This window comes from Dactylosporangium sp. NPDC049525 (assembly GCF_040676755.1).
In the GTDB taxonomy this organism is placed as follows: Bacteria; Actinomycetota; Actinomycetes; order Mycobacteriales; family Micromonosporaceae; genus Dactylosporangium.
Window position 1 is genome coordinate 55,107 of the sequence record NZ_JBFAPO010000060.1, and the last position, 16,364, is coordinate 71,470.

The 16,364-nt window shown below is 67.4% G+C and carries 16 protein-coding genes and 1 pseudogene; 4 read left to right on the top strand and 13 right to left on the bottom strand.

The annotated features are described in order from the left end of the window. Positions 1–107: 107 nt before the first annotated feature. From AB0K00_RS47385 to AB0K00_RS47410, 6 genes are all read right to left on the bottom strand, one after another. Positions 108–470, bottom strand: a complete 363-nt coding sequence (locus AB0K00_RS47385) for a DUF4288 domain-containing protein (RefSeq protein ID WP_363536249.1) — start codon at positions 468–470, stop codon at positions 108–110. Between the two features lie 419 nt (positions 471–889). Then, a complete protein-coding gene (locus tag AB0K00_RS47390) occupies positions 890–1,372 on the bottom strand; it encodes a hypothetical protein (RefSeq protein ID WP_363536252.1) in 483 nt (160 codons plus the stop codon). A 141-nt stretch (positions 1,373–1,513) separates the two neighbouring features. After that, positions 1,514–2,386 (bottom strand): ISAs1 family transposase, encoded by an 873-nt coding sequence (locus AB0K00_RS47395; protein WP_363536299.1) that lies wholly within the window; start codon positions 2,384–2,386, stop codon positions 1,514–1,516. 446 nt (positions 2,387–2,832) lie between these two features. After that, the gene (locus tag AB0K00_RS47400) at positions 2,833–3,663 is read right to left on the bottom strand and encodes an SDR family NAD(P)-dependent oxidoreductase (protein ID WP_363536255.1); all 831 of its coding nucleotides are present in this window, start codon (positions 3,661–3,663) and stop codon (positions 2,833–2,835) included. Positions 3,664–3,727: 64 nt separating this feature from the next. Further along, complete coding sequence (locus AB0K00_RS47405; RefSeq protein ID WP_363536258.1) at positions 3,728–4,351, bottom strand: NAD(P)H-dependent oxidoreductase; 624 nt, start codon at positions 4,349–4,351, stop codon at positions 3,728–3,730. Positions 4,352–4,403: 52 nt separating this feature from the next. Next, positions 4,404–5,228 carry an SDR family oxidoreductase gene (locus AB0K00_RS47410; RefSeq protein ID WP_363536261.1) on the bottom strand — a complete coding sequence of 275 codons (825 nt, stop codon included), beginning with the start codon at positions 5,226–5,228 and terminating at the stop codon, positions 4,404–4,406. Between the two features lie 96 nt (positions 5,229–5,324). On the opposite strand from AB0K00_RS47410, the gene AB0K00_RS47415 reads away from it, so the two are divergent. After that, positions 5,325–5,816 carry a MarR family transcriptional regulator gene (locus AB0K00_RS47415; RefSeq protein WP_363536264.1) on the top strand — a complete coding sequence of 164 codons (492 nt, stop codon included), beginning with the start codon at positions 5,325–5,327 and terminating at the stop codon, positions 5,814–5,816. A 280-nt stretch (positions 5,817–6,096) separates the two neighbouring features. On the opposite strand, the gene AB0K00_RS47420 is transcribed toward AB0K00_RS47415, so the two are convergent. Genes AB0K00_RS47420 through AB0K00_RS47430 form a run of 3 tightly spaced genes read right to left on the bottom strand, consistent with a single transcriptional unit; the run spans position 6,097 to position 8,379 of the window. Next, a complete protein-coding gene (locus tag AB0K00_RS47420; RefSeq protein ID WP_363536267.1) occupies positions 6,097–6,999 on the bottom strand; it encodes an EAL domain-containing protein in 903 nt (300 codons plus the stop codon). Next, positions 6,936–7,889, bottom strand: a complete 954-nt coding sequence (locus tag AB0K00_RS47425) for a hypothetical protein (RefSeq protein ID WP_363536270.1) — start codon at positions 7,887–7,889, stop codon at positions 6,936–6,938. Before AB0K00_RS47425 ends, AB0K00_RS47420 begins: the two co-directional genes overlap by 64 nt. 7 nt (positions 7,890–7,896) lie before the next feature. After that, complete coding sequence (locus AB0K00_RS47430; RefSeq protein WP_363536273.1) at positions 7,897–8,379, bottom strand: pilin; 483 nt, start codon at positions 8,377–8,379, stop codon at positions 7,897–7,899. Positions 8,380–9,079: 700 nt separating this feature from the next. On the opposite strand from AB0K00_RS47430, the gene AB0K00_RS47435 reads away from it, so the two are divergent. Then, positions 9,080–10,024: a copper transporter gene (locus AB0K00_RS47435; protein ID WP_363536276.1), complete on the top strand. Its 945-nt coding sequence runs from the start codon at positions 9,080–9,082 to the stop codon at positions 10,022–10,024. 121 nt (positions 10,025–10,145) lie between these two features. Here AB0K00_RS47435 and AB0K00_RS47440 read toward each other — a convergent pair whose 3' ends face one another. The 3 genes and pseudogenes from AB0K00_RS47440 to AB0K00_RS47450 form a co-directional block, all read right to left on the bottom strand. After that, positions 10,146–11,873 (bottom strand): Hsp70 family protein, encoded by a 1,728-nt coding sequence (locus tag AB0K00_RS47440; protein WP_363536279.1) that lies wholly within the window; start codon positions 11,871–11,873, stop codon positions 10,146–10,148. A gap of 455 nt (positions 11,874–12,328) precedes the next feature. After that, complete coding sequence (locus tag AB0K00_RS47445) at positions 12,329–14,533, bottom strand: hypothetical protein (RefSeq protein WP_363536282.1); 2,205 nt, start codon at positions 14,531–14,533, stop codon at positions 12,329–12,331. 8 nt (positions 14,534–14,541) lie between these two features. Continuing rightward, positions 14,542–14,761: pseudogene (locus tag AB0K00_RS47450) on the bottom strand (pyridoxamine 5'-phosphate oxidase family protein); the annotation flags it as partial. Between the two features lie 606 nt (positions 14,762–15,367). Between AB0K00_RS47450 and AB0K00_RS47455 the strand changes: the two are divergent. Next, positions 15,368–15,556: a hypothetical protein gene (locus AB0K00_RS47455; RefSeq protein WP_327002404.1), complete on the top strand. Its 189-nt coding sequence runs from the start codon at positions 15,368–15,370 to the stop codon at positions 15,554–15,556. A 137-nt stretch (positions 15,557–15,693) separates the two neighbouring features. Continuing rightward, positions 15,694–15,948, top strand: a complete 255-nt coding sequence (locus tag AB0K00_RS47460; RefSeq protein WP_363536285.1) for a hypothetical protein — start codon at positions 15,694–15,696, stop codon at positions 15,946–15,948. Between the two features lie 221 nt (positions 15,949–16,169). Here the strand turns inward: AB0K00_RS47460 and AB0K00_RS47465 are convergent. Then, a partial coding sequence (locus AB0K00_RS47465) for a hypothetical protein (RefSeq protein ID WP_363536288.1) occupies positions 16,170–16,364 on the bottom strand: 195 nt, incomplete at its 5' end.

Below are 16,364 nucleotides of genomic sequence, written 5' to 3' on the forward strand. Positions count from 1 at the left end.
CGAGATTCAGCATGAGGCTGCCAACGAGGTCGGCGACCGGGCTAGTGCAATAGGTGAAGCGTTGCGGGTGCACGCATCTGCCGATGCGCGGATGTCGGGACCGGCTGTTACAAGGCGGTGGACAGCGTCGACGTTTCCGGCGTGAAGGTGCGATCCCAGGTGTAGGGAGACGTGGCCTGCTCTTCGCCCGGCCACCAGAAGACCTCGGTGCAGTCCAGGTCGTCGCCGAGCATGTTGAGCGTCTCGACCTCTGTCATGGCGATGCGGACGCGGACGTCCTCGGCGTTGACGTACGTGCGTTCCTCGGCCCGCCCGATCTCCAGCACCCGGACAAACGCGGCCTCGTGATCGATCGCCTGGAACGTGTAGACCGACACGCTGGGCATGAAGTAGCCGGCGTCCTCAGTGTAGGAGGCGAACCGTACTGTTGCGCTGAACCACACCGGCGGCAGCTCACTAGACCCGTCCACCTGACGATCATCGTCGCGTACCGCACCGAAGACCACCTGAATTTGGCGTCCGGATCCGCCGCAACCGGAGCTCGCCCGCAATCTATCCACATGGGTGGGTCCCGAACTCGGCTCTGTCGCGAACATGGTGAAGTTGGCGCCGCCCAAGTATGAGGATGGGGCGGCTATGCGCGTTCGCCTTGCAGTATGGCCAGTTCGGCGCTCGGGAACGGCATGTTCCTCCACGCCTGTTTGTAGCCGGCTTCGCCATACCGGTCGAGCACCGTTTGGGCCATGCGCGCTGCGGCAGTGGTGAGTACTTCCACCGGAACCCGGCCACTCCAGCACCCAGGGCCCCGGCAAAGTCGTTCGGTGATGCCGAGCAGGTCAGTAGTCGGTTGGCGTTGTAGGCGTGGTGGTGGTCACCCAGTTCGTCACGATCATGCAGGTCGACTGGACCTCGACCGAAGCCATGCTCTGAACCGCCATGGCCGGCTCAGGGCCAAGCCGATGACGAACGTCGCCGTAACGACGGTGCCGAAATTGATCGCCTGGCTGAAGCCCTCGGGCTCGTGGTCGAGCGGGTAGATCAGCCCGGAAAGTTCGATGTCCCGGGTGCGCAGGGTCTCCCCGGCCTGCGCACCCTTCGGCAGCCCTCCGACCAGCTCCTGGCGCCTGCGGACGACGGCGCCGTCATCGCTGACGAAATCGCCGTACCAACCGCACCGCTGCTCCGGTGGCTTGAACCGGTCACACCCCGTGAACTCGGTGAGCGTGAAGGTCCCGGTCCGGCCACCGTCATACGGCGTCTGCCGTGCCAGGACGAACGACGCCATCAGGACGAGCATGCCCATCGCGCCCAACACCAGGAAACAGATGCCGACGAGGGGGCGAAGGGCCGGAGGCCCGTACCAGAGTTTCATCGCACCTTTTCCCATCAGGGCCGGAGCCTCATTGTCGGGGCAGGAGCTGACGGAAGAATTCGCCAGGTTCGAGCATCATTATCAATCTGGGCGCCTGTCACGACTTGCCGGGGGCCTGGGGGCAGGGCCCCGGCAAGTCGTTCAGGTGATGCAGAGTAGGGCCAGTGGGCGGTTGGCGTCGCGGGCGTGGTGGCGGGTGGCGGAGGCGATGTCGGTGGCGCCGGCGAGGCGGAAGGCGCCGATGGCGGCGTTGCGGATGGCGGCCATGACTTGCGGGCCGGTGCCGGTGCGGATCTGAGACCGGTCTTCGTCGTAGGTGACGTCGCGGACCCAATGGACCTTGTTCTCGATGGACCAGTGCCCGCGGATCCAGTCGGCCAGGTGGAACGGTTTCGCTTGGTGGGCAAGGAGATCCGTGATCGCGTGAACGGTTTCGGTGGTGAAGCGTCTGGGTTCGTCGAGTCGGCGTCGGCGGCGTCGGATCTGGATCGCCTGGGCGGCGTTGGGAAAGTCGATGCCGGTGGAGACGGACAGGATCTTCAGCGTGCGGATCTCTCGGCGGCCGTGTCCGCGATCGGTGGCGCGGTCGGCGACGGGAACGAGCCGCCATGGCAGGCCGGCCAGTTGCTGATGCAGGCTGGGCTGGTTGCCTTTGACGGTCAAGATCAGTGTGCGCCGCGCCTGGCGAGGTAGGCGGCGTGGTCGCGTTGGCAGTGCAGCGCGTCGGCGGTCACCACGACTCCGCGCAGGTCGTCGAGGTGATCGAGGAGGGCGGTGAAAGCGGGTGATCTCGCTGGTCTTGGTGTCGACGTCGGTGCTGGCCAAGGCGATGCCGGTGTGCTGGTCGACGGCGGCCAGGACGTGCCTGGCTGTATGGCCACGGGTTCGTGAGCCGCGCAGGGTCTTGCCGTCCACGGCGATTGCTTGTCTGGTGCCGGCCGCCGGTGCGGGAATCCTTGTGGCGAGCCAGGCCCCGATCGCCGCGGCGAGCAGATCGGGGTCGAGGGCCTGCAGCGCCGGATGCGATCACAGCGGCGGGTTGCGCGTTGGTCTGCTATCGAGCCGTGTCGCAGCTACGTTGAGTAGCGAAGCCAGTGAAGGACGGCTACCGGATCTAGCCGATGACAGTGCGTTCCGATGTAGATCGTTCTGTGCGCAGAACGATGGAATGTTGCAAGTGGCGGCTGCTGGCCGGGACCTGTGCCGGCGTTACCGGTCCACGCCCGGTGACTGACGTTGTCCGGCAATTGCCGTTTTGACAGGTCCTTTTGAGTCGGCCACCGGAGATCGTCTGGGCCAGGCTGGTTGTCCAGCAGGTGGGGCGACCGCTCAAGGCCATGAGCCCGGCCGGGAACAGGATCAGGCTTATCGGGCCGATGACCTGGATCAACGCCGCCGAGCCGATGAGCAGGCCGAAGCCTAGGACGCCCGTGGGCTAGGTGCGCAGGGGGCGGGCGCTTTCATTCGTCGATGTCGGTGCTACGGATGGTGGCTTCCCAGGCGGTCCGCTCTTGCTGTGTCTGCTTGGCGGTGGCGTTGAGGCGATCCAGGGTTTCGTTGCCCATCGGAAGCCGCAGTGGGGTGTTGTCGTGGGCCAGCGCGGTCAGGATAGCGTTCGCGATCTTCGCGGGATCGCCTGCCTCTTTGCCGCCGACCTCGTTCACGTGTTCGCGTAGTTTGCGGACCGTGCCGTCGTAGGCGTCGATGTGAGCGGATTCGGTGATAGCGGCGCCGGCGAAGTTGGTCCGCATCGGTCCGGGCTGTGGGATCAGGACCTTTATCCCGAGTGGGTTGACTTCCTGGGCGAGGGCGACCGAGAAGCCTTCCAGCGCGAACTTGCCTGCCGAGTACGCGGACATGCCGGGGACTGACAACTGCCCGCCGAGACTGCTGATCTGGACGATTGCGCCGCTGCCCTGCTTTCGCATGTGCGGCAGGACCGCCCTGGTCAGGGCCGCTGGGCCGAAGAAGATCAGTTCCATGAGAGAGCGGAGTTCGGGCTCGGTGGTCTCCTCGACCGCACCGATGTGGCCCCGGCCTGCGGCGTTGACGAGGACGTCGATCCGCCCGTACTGGCGAGTGACCTCTTCGACGGCTGCGTTGACTCGTGCTGGATCGGTCACGTCGAGTTCTAGGGTGCGGGCCCGGTCCGGGTAGGCGGTGACGACTTCCTCCGCCCCCGCCGTACGGCGATCGCTCAGCACGACTGTGTCCCCTGTGGCGAGCGCTGCTCGGGAGATCTCGCGACCGAGACCGGAGCTGGCTCCGGTGACCAGCCAGATGCGTGCCATGGTGACTTCCTTTCTGAGATGACTTCCGCGATGTGGTTGGTGGTTGGTGACAGGAGGCCGCGTGTCAGGCGGGGCTTCCCTGCTTGAGAGCCCGCGCGATCCGCACGACCCGTTCGGCTTGGTGGCGGGCGGCGTTGCGGGTGTCGTCGTCGATCGACCCGAGGTCGGGGCCCCACACCGCGTGGTGCGAGGTGCCGTACGGGTTGCCGTCGACGAACTTGACCGGGTCGGTGTATCCCGGTGGCACGATGATGCCGCCGAAGTGGTGAATGCTGTTGTACATGGCGAGCAGGGTCGACTCGTGTCCACCGTGTCGGGTCCCAGTCGAGGTGAAGCCGCTGTAGACCTTGTCGGCCAGCGCGCCGGCCTGCCACAGCGGCGACAGCGTGTCGATGAACTGCTTCAGCTGGGCGGCGATGTTGCCGAACCGGGTCGGTGAGCCGAAGACGACGGCATCGGCCCAGGACAGATCGTCGAGGCTCGGCGCCGGCACGTCGGCGGTGGTCGCGTGGTGAGCGGCCCAGAGCGGATTCGAGTCGATTGCGGCCTGCGGTGCCAGCTCGGCGGCCTTGCGGACGCGAACTGCCGCGCCGGCGGCTTCGGCTGCGCCGGCGATTTCTTTGGCGATCGCCGTGCCGGTGCCCGTCGCGGAGTAGTAGATCACGGCGAGGTTGACGAGGTTGGACATGGTGGGCCTCTCTCTTGAAGGATGCGGTGCTGGCGGCAGTGCGGGCGAGTGCTTAGGCGCTGGCCAGCCTGCGACGGTCGGAGAGTGTCGGCAGATGACCGGTCACGCCGCCGTCGACATAGATGAGCTGGCCGGTGAGGAACTTCGACTCATCGGATGCGAGGAACACGACGGCGTTGGCGACGTCGGTTGGCTGTCCGACGGCGTTGAGCATCTGGGAGTCCAGGACCAGCTTTGTCGGCGCCACGTCCTCGAGCCGGTGCGGCCCGCCGGATCCTGTCGCTGGGGCGGGCGGTGGAATCAGCCCTGGAGCCAGCGCGTTGCTGCGGATGCCGAGATGGCCGAAGGAGGTGGCTACGGACTTCGTCAGGTAGTTGATCGCCGCCTTGCTCGTGCCGTAGGCAACCAGTGCAAGGTCTCCGCCTGCGGCCTGGACCGATGAGGTGTTGATGATCGATCCACCGCCGGACTCGGCCATCACTGGGATGGCGTACTTGCTGCCGAGCAAGACGCTGCCGGTGTTCACTTCCAGGGTCCGCATCAGGTAGTCACGGCTGATGCGGACCACGTCGGTGTCCTGGAGAATCCACTCGGCGGACACCAGCCCGGCGTTGTTCCAGAGCACGTCGAGCCGTCCGTAGGTCTCCTTGGCGAGCGCCACGACGCCTGCGATGTCGTTCTCGACGCTGACGTCACCGACGTAGGGCGTGATGTCATAACCGTCCTCGGCGAGCTCTTTCGCCCGCTGGTGGACGGTCGGGGACAGGTCCATCATCACGACGCGCGCGCCCTCGGCCGCCATCGCCCGCACTCCCGCCAAACCCAGAACGCCGGCCGCACCGGTGACGATCGCCACTTTGCCTTCCAGACGGTTCATCGAAGATCCCTCCTCCAGAAGTAGTTGAATTTTCAGCATCCGGCCGCAAGAGTAGCATCGGGTGCTGAAGTTTCAACTAATCGGAAGGAGGTTGTGATGACGGATACTCGGTGGCTGGACGACGAGGAGCAGCGGACGTGGCGCAGTTTCCTGTTGGCCAGCCGTCTGCTGTTCGACCGGCTGGAGCAGGGACTGAAACAGGACGCGGATCTCTCGTTCGCCTACTACGAGATCCTCACCCGGCTCTCGGAGGCGCCCGGGCGCTCGATGCGGATGGCCGACCTCGCGGCCGCGTGTGTCTTCGACCGCAGCAGGCTGAGCCACGCGATCGACCGCTTGGTGCGCGATGGCTGGGTCCGCCGGGTGCCGTCCCCGTCGGACGCCCGGGGCCAATTGGCGGAACTCACCGACGAGGGCATGGAGAAGGTCCGACAAGCCGCTCGCGGTCACGTCGAGCAGGTTCGGTCGTTACTGTTCGACCACCTCACCCGAGATCAGCGAGCGGCCTTGCGGGAAATCAGCGAAGTATGCGCCACCGGCATCATCGACATGCCGAAGCTCATCTCGATGGGCTGGCCGTCGCCGTGACGGCCAGCCGGGTGGGGCGCCGAGGCAGTCAACTCGGCTACGACCGCCGCCCCCTCCGCGGACCCGCCAACGGAGAAACCAGCATCGCCCAAGTGATCATCGGACCTATCACCCGAGTCCGCGCCGAGAGTATCGACCCCGGGCCAGCCGAGCCTGATCAGGCGGGTGGTCGTCGCTCTCACCGCAGGTGAAGCCAGGACGCAGGCCACGGCTGCCGAGGACTGCGCGTCGGCCTGCACGTACGGCGACAGCCTCGACGAGGCGCGATGGAGGTCGTCGGTCAGGTGGATGGGTTGAAGAGTTGGTCGGCTGCTGCGGGGGTCATCGGGTGGGCGAGGTAGTTGCCGCGGGCGGTGTCGCAGCCGAGGTCCTTGAGGGCTTCGAACTGGCCACGGCTGCCGACGGTGGTGGCGGTGACGGTGCGCGACAGGTCGTGGAACATCTCGATGAGCCACGCGAGAGTGGTGGCGCCGGACACGTAGGACGGCAGGGGGATGCCGAGGCCGCGGATGAGGCGCGGGTCGAGGATGACAGTGCTGATCGGGGACTCGGCGAGGTGGGCGGGGCCGCCGGTGTTGTTGACGGCGATGTGGACACCGCTGCGGGCCAGACCGTCGAGGGTGAAGGCGATGTCGTCGCTTGGGTCGTGCAGGGCGTCCTGCGCCACGACGAGTTGCAGCCTGCTCGGCGGGAGCCCGGTGTCGTCGAGCGCCGCCGCGACGGTGGTGAGGATGCCCTGGCCGCGCAGTTCGGCGGTGGTGCAGTCGACGCTGAGCATCGGCGGTTCCGGAGTCGCCTGCCAGGCTGCGGCGTGAGCACAGGCCATGTGCAGGAGCCGGGCGCCCAGCGGTACGAGGATGCCGATGCGCTCGGCAAGGCCGAGGAGCTCACCGGCAGGTACGTTGCCGGCGGCCGAGTGGGTCCAGGATGGCAACGCGTGCATGCCGACGATCGTGTTGTCGCGCAGGCAGATGATCGGTTGGTAGGCGAGAGTGAGCTCGCCGCGGCGCACGGCACCCGGCAGGGCGTGCGTGAGCTGGTGCCGGCGGATGTCGAGCGCCTCCCTCGCCGGTTCGAACAGTGCCCAGGACGTTGCTGGGTTGCCGCGCCGTACCCAGGTCAAGGCCATCGCCGCGGCCCGTAGCAGCTCACCGGGATTGCTCGCGCCGATGCGGCGTCCCACGATGCCGGCTGCTGGACGACGACGACGCGGATGACGGCGCCGAGGACGTTGGGTTGCTTGCCGCCGCCTTGGGACACGAGGCGGCGCATCAGGCCGGAGACCTTCACCGTGGTCCAGAGCAGGACCATGATGACGAAGAGGTTCGTGACGCCGCCGCTGTTGCCGGGAATCGGCCCGAGCGCGAACAGCAGGTTGCTCTGATCGGTGAGCATCCATTGCCGGGCGTAGAGGGTGAAGCCCTGCGCGATCGGCACGGCCAGGGTGCCGCCGTAGGCGCGCCACCACATCCGGGCGACCGGGTCGGTCTGTGGCAGCGCGTGGCAGGCCAGCGCGATCGGTGCGATCGCGGTGAGGACGAGGACGACCGCGAACCGGGTGATCATGCTCAGTGCGGTGGAGCCGAGCAGCATCAGGATGATCACGGCGCAGACGCAGAACAGGACGCCGACCGTCTGGTCCTGGGCGGCGAGGATGTGGGTCTTGATCGCGGTGACCGCGGCCGGGCGGAGCTCGCCGTCGCCGCCGAGGTCGTCCCGGGTGAGGGCGGCGGCGAGCGCGTTGGCGAGTTCGATCATCTTGGCGCACCACAGTTGGCTGAAGTGCGCGGTGACGAACCCAACAATGCAGCGTGGGATGAGGTCCTTGGCGGTGTAGCGGGAGCGGTCGTCGCCGCTGGCGGTCAAGGTAAGCGCGCCGGCGGCGACGAAGCACAGCACGAAGACGAGGTCGACGACGAGGACTGAGCGGCCGGTCAGGGCTTGCACCTGCGGCAGTGTCGTGACGTCCGGGGTGACCAGCAGCGCGTTGGTGATCGTGCCGACCAGACCGTCGAAGCATTCCAGGATCTTGCCGGCGAACCAGGTGAGGATGTTGTCGAGGAGCCAGTCCATGATCGTCTCAGCCCCCGACGATGCCCTTGACGACTTCGAGCAGGATCGGCGCGAGCACAGCGAGGCCGTAGCCGCTCAGCGCGTTCTTGAAGCAGCCGTTGGCCTTGTCAACCTGGGCCGGGTCACCACCGGCGGTCGCCCGGAACAACCCACCCAGAACGAGGAACAGGCTGGCGATAGAGGCCAGGATGCCCATCGCCCAGGCCTGCAGGTTGGCGATGACGACCGGCAGCGTGTTCGCCGCCACGACAACGGATACGCCGGGGTCCGCGGACGCGACCGACGGCACGGCCAGCAGCGCGACAGCGACCGTCGATGCCGTCAGCACCCGGGCGGCGACCTGACGCCGGCCACGCCGGCGGACGGCAGGCGGCGGGATACTCGCCTCGGTGGTCGCCGTTGTACCGGGCTCGAGGCCGACGGTCGGGTCGGTGATGGTGGTGGTGTGTGGGTTGTGGGCACGCAGACGTGCCCGCGGGAAGCGGGACATGGTTGGGGTTCACCTCCCGCCCCGCACCGCAGGGCGGCACCAGCGCCAAGAGGCACGGAGTGTCGGCGGGCGGTGCGGGGCGAATGCTCGAAGCAACGGATGCGGCCGCCGCCGGGCGGGACCCCGATGAGCGAGTGCGGTCGCACAAGCCGCGAACGCGCTCGGGAGGAGCTCGTCCTCCCTCTACGGGTCGGCTGTGGGATGAGGTATCAGCGCATCACGATGGCGCGGCACCCGAGGCGCGCAGCTGGCGCGACACTCGCAGCGGGGGTTCGCCCGGCGGCGGGCAGGACCCCCGGCACCCCGTGACCGTCGATAACCGTGACCGGGAAGGCCGGGAAGTCCTGCACCCCCCTATCCGGGTTTGTGAGCCGTGGCGAACCCCCCACCACTCACAGCGGCTCACAGCCGATCACAGCGGCTCACAGACCGCGCGCAGTCCGCTCACAACCGCTCACGTTCGGGCCGTTCGTGCTCACAACCGCCAGCCGGATGCCGCTCAACAACCACCTGGCGCGACATTTGTCGGACCATTTTCCGGTGCCGCTATGAACGCCCGCTCCACGGTCTGTCGGGCCAGGTCAGAAGCCACGCGATGCAGGGTGCCCAAGCCGTGCACGGCGCCATACCTTAGCCTGAGCAGTGAATCGCCGCCGGCGTGGGCTGGGCCACCGCGGCGTAGGCCCCGGACGACGAGCCCGTGCCGCCGTATGGAGGGGCACCGCCGTTGATCAACTTTCGGTACCATGTCGTGTCGCTCGCTGCAGCCTTCCTGGCGCTCGCCGTTGGTCTCGTCGTCGGCACCGCCGCAGCGAACGGTCCGATCGTGGAGAACCTCAACGATCAAGTCGTCAAGATCTCTAACGAGAAGCAGCAGCTTCGCGACGAACTCGATCAAGCACAGACGGAACTGGAAAAGAACGAGGGGTTCGCGGACGAAAGTGCGTCCCGATTGCTCCGCGGCACCTTGACCGGGAGGAACACTCTTGTCGTCGACCTGCAGAGCGATGTCGATCGGGTCGATGAGGCAGCAGGGGAGGTTGTCAACCGACTCGGGCTCGCCGGTGCCAGGATCGTCGGCCATGTCAAGATCAAGGACGACTTCTTCTCCGCGACAGCCAACGACGAGCTTCTGGATCTCGCCAACTCCTCGACGCCACCGGGCGTAACTGGCGCCCTCCCCGGTGGCGTTGATGGAGTCGAGAGAGCTGGAGCCCTCCTCGCTGCCCTGCTGTCCGGAAATGCCGACGCCCCAAAGGTCGAGGGTGTTCAGGCGGTACTCCATGCCTACAAGGATTTCCTGACGGCCGAAGGCGAGTTCGACAGACCCGCCGAGGGGATTGTCATCGTTACTGGACCACCGCCGGCCGGCAAGGACGCGAGGGAACGGCTCGCTCGCATGCGCACTCTCGTCAGTCGGTTCCAGCTCGCCGGCGGGAAGGTCGTGGTCGCCGGACTGTCCGCAGCCGGTCTGGTTTCAACAGTCCGCACCGACACTGCGCTGGCGAAGTCTCTCTCCACCGTTGACAACGCCTCGACCGCCAGCGGGCAGATCGCTACCGCACTGGTCCTATCAGACCTGCTTGACGGGAAGGTCAACCACTGCGGCAACGGCGAGGGTGCCACAGGCCTCCTCCCCAAGTAAGCGCGATTCCGGGTGAGCTGATCAACCAATATTTGCAGGCAGCGTAGGCCGAACCGACTTTACGAGCCATACAGGCGTCGATGCACCAGCCGGGCAACCGTCTCGGTGGTCGCTGTACAGGTCAGTGAGGTGCGTGCGCGGTGAGCGCGGCGCGTACCTGCTCGGTGGTGGCGCCGATGTCTTTCAGTGCGCACAGGGCATATCCGGTGACGTCGGGTCGGTACCGCCGGCCGGTCAGGGTCGCTCCGTCGCGTGGGCCGAGGTGGGTCCGCACGACCAGGGTGGGCACGAGTTGGACCGGCTCCACGAGCGCCTCGCGGACTTGTACCCAGGGCAGGGAGAGCCGTTGCAACCCACGTCCGAACCGAAGGCGCTGCGTGTGGATCCCGCTGCGGTCGATGATCAGGACGTCCGGGACCGTGAGCCTGACAGTCTCGGCGATCAGCACCCCGAATAGGCCGACCAGCAGTGCGATGCCGAAGGCCTGCGTGCCGACCGAATCGTTGGCCAGCGATGTGCTGTGCGACGTGGCGTACCAGAGGCCGCCGATGAGCAGTACGGCGGTGGACGCGACGGCGCCGAGCGCCCGGCCGCGTGAACCGTGTGAGCGGAACCCCGGCGCTGCGGTGGCCGCTCGCCGCGCGTGCGGTGTTTCGGCGGCTGGTCGTCCGCTCGTGGGTGGTCCCGCCGGCGGTGTGCCGGCCGGTGGCGACGCGGTGGCCGGTACATCGGCAGTGGGCGGCGCGTCGGCCGGTGAGGCTCGCGGTGGCGGCGCGGCGTTGCGCCGGCCGTTGCGGAGGGCGCCTTCGGCTACGACCAGTTCGGGCTGGTCAAGGACGGTCGGCGGGGTGCCGGTCGCCCGGTGCAGCAGGGTCGCCACGAGCGGGGTCCGGGTGGCGCCGCCGACGAGCAGGATACCGGCCAGCTCGCCGGGACGCAGGGCCGCCCGGCGGAGCATGCCGACGGTCTGATCGATGGTAAGGGCGAGTACCGGACCGGCCGCCCGCTCGAACTGTTCCCGGGTAATGTGCACTTCGCGGTCCAGCAGTGGTACCGCCACCGTCGCGGTGGGCCGCCGGGAGAGGCTCTCCTTAGCCTGTCGTGCCGCTTCCCAGAGCAGGCGGAACTGCCGCCGGTCCGCCACGGTCGCCGGCGCGCACAGCCGAGTCCACGACGCCGGGTCGGTGGCCTCGACGCCCTCCCGGACCAAGTCGACGACGAGCGCGTCGAGGTCGATGCCGCCGAGGTCGGCCTGGCCGTCGCTGGCGAGGATCTCCATACCGTCGGCGGTGCCACGGACCAGGGAGACGTCAAAGGTCCCGCCACCCAGGTCGTAGACGAGTATCGGCACATCATGCCGGAACGGCGGGACCGCCGCCTCGACGAAATGCTGCGCCGCGGCGACCGGCTCGGCCAGCATGGCCGGCGCGGCGAAGCCAGCAGCCTCGGCAGCGGTGCGCAACGTCGCCCGGCGCGCCGGGCCCCAACTGGCCGGATAGGTGAACACCGCTTCGACGGCGGCGCCGCCGGTCACCCGCACGGCCTCTTCGGCCACCCGACGCAGGGTCGCCGCAATCAGATCGGCTACAGGTATTTGCCGGTCGCCGAGCAGGACCGTGCCCGCGTCGATCTGACGCTTCGGGTGCGGCTCGAACCGCGCCGGTTCACGCAATGCCGCAGCGTGACTGTCCTGGCCAGTCAGTAGGGCGCCGCCGGGCTCGGCCCAGATCGCCGAGGACAACAGCGGCGTGGCGTCAAAATTCAGCGGCCTCGTGCTGCCGTCCGGCCTCGCCAGGACCGCCACGGTGTGCGAGGAACCGTAGTCGACGCTGAGCCGCCACCCATCCACAACTGCCCATCCTACGACCGCCCAAACGGGGCCTGTCGCCGCGCGTCCGAAAGGCTGAGCCGGGCGCGAAACCACGCAGGGCGATGCCGCGATCGTGGTTGTTCGAACTGCTCGACCGACCATGATCGGGTGCGCACTCATGCCGATGACAGTGCATTCGCAGATTCGCCGGAAGGGCCCAAGTGACAATCTCTCGACAGTACGTCACCGGATGTGGCCGGGACGCCCGCCCGACAGCGTTGGCTTCGGCACGAAACCGCAGCTGACGCGCTGTGTATCGCACCGCGGCGGGCCGGTGGACTGCCTTGTTATGGGTCGCCGGTGACGACGCCTACGGCGACGACCGACAACTTGAGGGACGGCCTACCCTTCGCCCAGTGGCGTGCGTTGCCGCTCTCGCTGTCGTCGACTAGGGATCGATCATGTCTCAGGGAACGTCGGCGGGCGGCTGGGGCTCAGCTGCCCGGCCGCTCGACGAGCCCGACATGCTCGAAGGCGTCCCACAGTTGCGGATCCTGAATGGTGTGGCCGCGTTCTAGACTCTTGATCTGGACGGTGGCGATGTGCGGCACGCTGTCGATGTGGAGGGTCTCCCAGCCGCGGCACTTCGCGCATCGCTGGCGGATAAGGAACGGGCGAAGCAGATGCAGACGGCCGTCGTCGGTCGCCAGGTAGAGGCTTCCGGCTTCCAGGTCACTAGACCCGTAGGTCCGCTCCCGCACCGGGACCAGCACGTTGTCTCCGGTCAGTTCCTCGAACTCCACCCGTGCGACCTTGCGGAGAGAGTCCCAGCGAACGCGATTGACATGGACGAGGGGAAGATCGGCGAGGAACGACGCCCGTTGCAGGAGGGTGGTCAGGTCGGCGTGGGCTTCGGCGATGGCGGCGGGCAGATCCTCGACCTCGACCCCGCGCAGGTGCGCCTCGTCGTTACGGCGAAGTGCCAGGGCTTGGCGTGCCGCGATCACCTCGGTGCCGGTGAAGGCGTCACGGAACTCCGTCAGCTGATCGCCGTCGTCCAGATTTCTGAACGCCCTCCCTGTCGCGACTTCCTGGAGGATCGCCGTCCAGTCCCCGAAGCCGGGACCGTTCGTGCCTCCGCGGGACAGGCGCTTGCGGAGGTCGGCAATCGCGCCGATCCGCAGGCCGGCTTCCTGAGCGAGTGCCAGGACGACGAGCGCGCAATAGCAGAGCAGGACCTCGGCCGCCTCCAGGATGGCGTCGTACGCCGACCCGTCGGCGCCGTTTGAAAGCAGTACCTGTGCCCTGCTCCAGCGGTAGGCGATGGGGTGCGGGTAGCGGGTTCGTATCTGGTGGCTGGAGTCGTCCAGGAGGCCGGCGGCGTCGGCGCGCATCCGCAGCAGCCGGCCGGACTGCATGATGCGCCGTCTGGCGTCGGCAGCGCTCTCGTCCTGGAAGACCGAGCTCAGCAGGACTTCAGACTCGATGTGCCATTGCTGCAATCGGTCTCGCGCGGCTTCGAGGCCTTCGAGGGTGGCCGTCAGCGTCTCATCCGGCTGTGGGATAGGAACGCGACGGAAGGTCGGCGTGCGGATGTGGGCATTGCCCCCCAATCGATCGAGGTATGTGCGCACCAACGGCGAGGCTCGCAGGAAGAGCAGGGCCATCAGTCGCTGGGGTCCGCTCAAAGGCGTCGCTTCCCGGAGGATCACGACGCTGTGGCTCGCCGCTAGGGGCAGATCATCCTCGGTTACCTCGGCTACTGCGATGTTGCGGCCAACCACGGCCGAGAAAAACCGGGGCAGAACGATGTCCCCCGCCTCCAGCTGTTTCTCCGGCGGCACCTCGGCATAACGCGACGAGTCATCCGGCCCCGCCAGCGTGCCGTCACGTCTCACGTCACGGCCTGATATGACACGCACGGTTTGCGGCTGTGGCTCGTTATAGGTCGGAGGGCTGTCGCGGCCCGGTATTACCCCAGGAAGCGGAGTCTTGAAGAGGTCGCCCAGCGGCACTGGTGTTCCCCACACACCCAGCTCTCTCCACCGCTTGGTGGTGTCGGGGTGGTTGAGGTCGAAGGAGAGCCTTTCGCCCGCACCGGGCTGCTCGGCCAGCACATAGCCGAAGGCGCTGGTGCCGCCTCTGCGCCTGAGCAGGGTGGTGAAGTCCTTGGACACCGCTTGCTCGTCCTCCTGCGGTGGGATCCGGAAGAACCTCAGCGGCTTCGGGCCTGAGGAGCGCACCGCCAGGAAGACCGTCGCCAGCGAAAGCCCCGCACGCGAGCCGATAGGAGCGACATCCGCATAGAGCACGAGCACCGGTTGCCAGAACCGGCTGATCCGTTCCCGGAACGCCTCGCCCCGATCCGATGCCAGCGCATCGTCGGGCAGGACCACGGCCACGATGGATTCGGGGCTTGGGGGCTGAATGTCGAGCAGCGTGGTTTCGTACGCATTCTGCGATCTTTCTGGCGTGATGTGGCGCGCCCATGACGGGATCAGCAGCACGGGGCCATCCGGAAGCAGGCTTGTTGCGAGGCTCGCCAGATCTGCAGGAGAGGTTCCCGAACGCGATTGCCATCCGTGCGATAGCTGAGGACCCGAGTCCGCGGCCACGACAACCGGTTCACCACCGGCAATCTCTTCGAATGCCAGCCGAAGCAGCCGCATGAGGTTGGTTTCGCCGGTGCCCTGATTCACGGCGGTAATCATAGGGGCTGATCAGGCTCAGGCGATCTGCCCGAAGAGCGCAAGCCGTCGCTGCTGGCCGCGTTCTTCACTCGGCGGCACTTCGCGAGATCCGCGTCGGTCCGCTGCGAGTGGGGGGCGGATGAGTAGGTCGCGGTCACCCTCGTAGGACATCAGCGGCACCGAGTAGCCGCACGAGTCGCTGACCCGCTCCACGTCGATCGCTCAGCGGACGCCGTGGGTGTCCGGCGGCGCAGGAGGCCGACGAACTCCGGCTTGGTGACCGGCACGGCGCGCCCGTGGCGCGGACGATGTACGTCGGGCCGTGTCGACGGCGGAGGCGGGAGCGGTCAGCGGTCAGCGGTCAGCGGTCAGCGGTCAGCGGTCAGCGGTCAGCGGTCAGCGGTCAGCGGTCAGCGGTCAGCACAGCGTTGATCGGTACAGCACTTCGACGTACCTGATCTCGTGGTGGACCACGTCGAGGATGAGGTAGCCCGGCCATGGCGTGTCGAGGCAGACATGCGGTGGCCATCGCCGTAGGCCTCAGTCGGCTTCGGCGCGGTGTGGAAGCTCTGGCAGAAGTTGTCCCCGCAACCGCACGTCTGTACGACTCGCAGCCGCCCGACCTGCTCCGCCAGCCGTTTCTCACCTTCGGCAGCGAGCGCCGCGGCGGGCTCGGCGGAAACGACCGGCCACCTGGCAGAGAGCAATGGTGCGTGCGCCGGATGGTTCTCCACGAGGAGGCAAGCTACCTGGGCGATGTCCCGAGCACGCACTCATTTGCCGCCGTGCGTGCCCTCGCACGGCTTCGTCTGTCAGGTCTGCGCCACGCGGCATGATGTCGGCATGACCGAGCGGACATGGACGGCCGCTCAGCTACGTGCTGAGCTCGCGAAGTACCACCGAGAGCTCCTCGCTGCTGGCAATCATCGGCCCAGCACCATCACGACCTACGTTCAGCATCCCGAGCGGTTCATCGCTTACCTCGAGGGCACCTACGATCCGCGGCAACCGCAGGGCCGCAACGCTCGCTGACCGCCGACCGGGCAGTTCGGCCGGCCGCTCGAATGCCGCCGAAACCCCTGATCAGGTTTCCGGTCATGCCGCGGGTCGTGCGCTACTGGATGGGACAGTTAGCGGTGGCCCTGACCGCTACTGGAAGGAGGGACGCTGTGGATCGGGTGGTGGAAGCACTGATCGCGAGCATCGCCGCCCTCGAGACGGTCCTCCAGCAGCATCAGGACGACCGATCGGCCGGTAACGCGCTCGAGGAGATCTCGTACCACCTTGGAGAGATGGGACCGGCTGAGCGCCGCGAGTTCGACGCCGCCATTGAGCGCGTCGCCACCAGGTGGGAAGCGGATGATCTGGACCGAGGCCATGGTGACTGGATCCGCCGGTTACCCGGCCAGTTGGGGCTGCGCTGACGCGGCCCTCGCTCGCGCGCACAAGATCACGCGCGCACATCTGCCGCCGACCGGGCGTGCGATCTGGCGGGACCGTCACCGTGGCGTGATCACGTTCAGGGCCCACCTGGAGTCGTCGGGGAGCTCGCGAATGCATCGACGTTGGCGACCCTGTCGACGGTGTCCGTCTCCGGATCGAAAGGAACCGGACCACAGTGTCGATGCGCTTGCCGACGCAGAGGTCAGCCGGGCGTGTCGGGCCGGGCCGCCGCGTCGGCGTCGTAGTAGTGCACGCCCGAGCGCGGATTGTGGGTAAGCCAAGCGAGCACCTCGTTGACCTGATGTGAATACCACTCGGTGTACCCGCACGCCGCGCAGATCCACACCTCGAAGCGCCCGGCCTCGACGCGTTTGTCCGTGCTCCCGCCGTCCGCCGA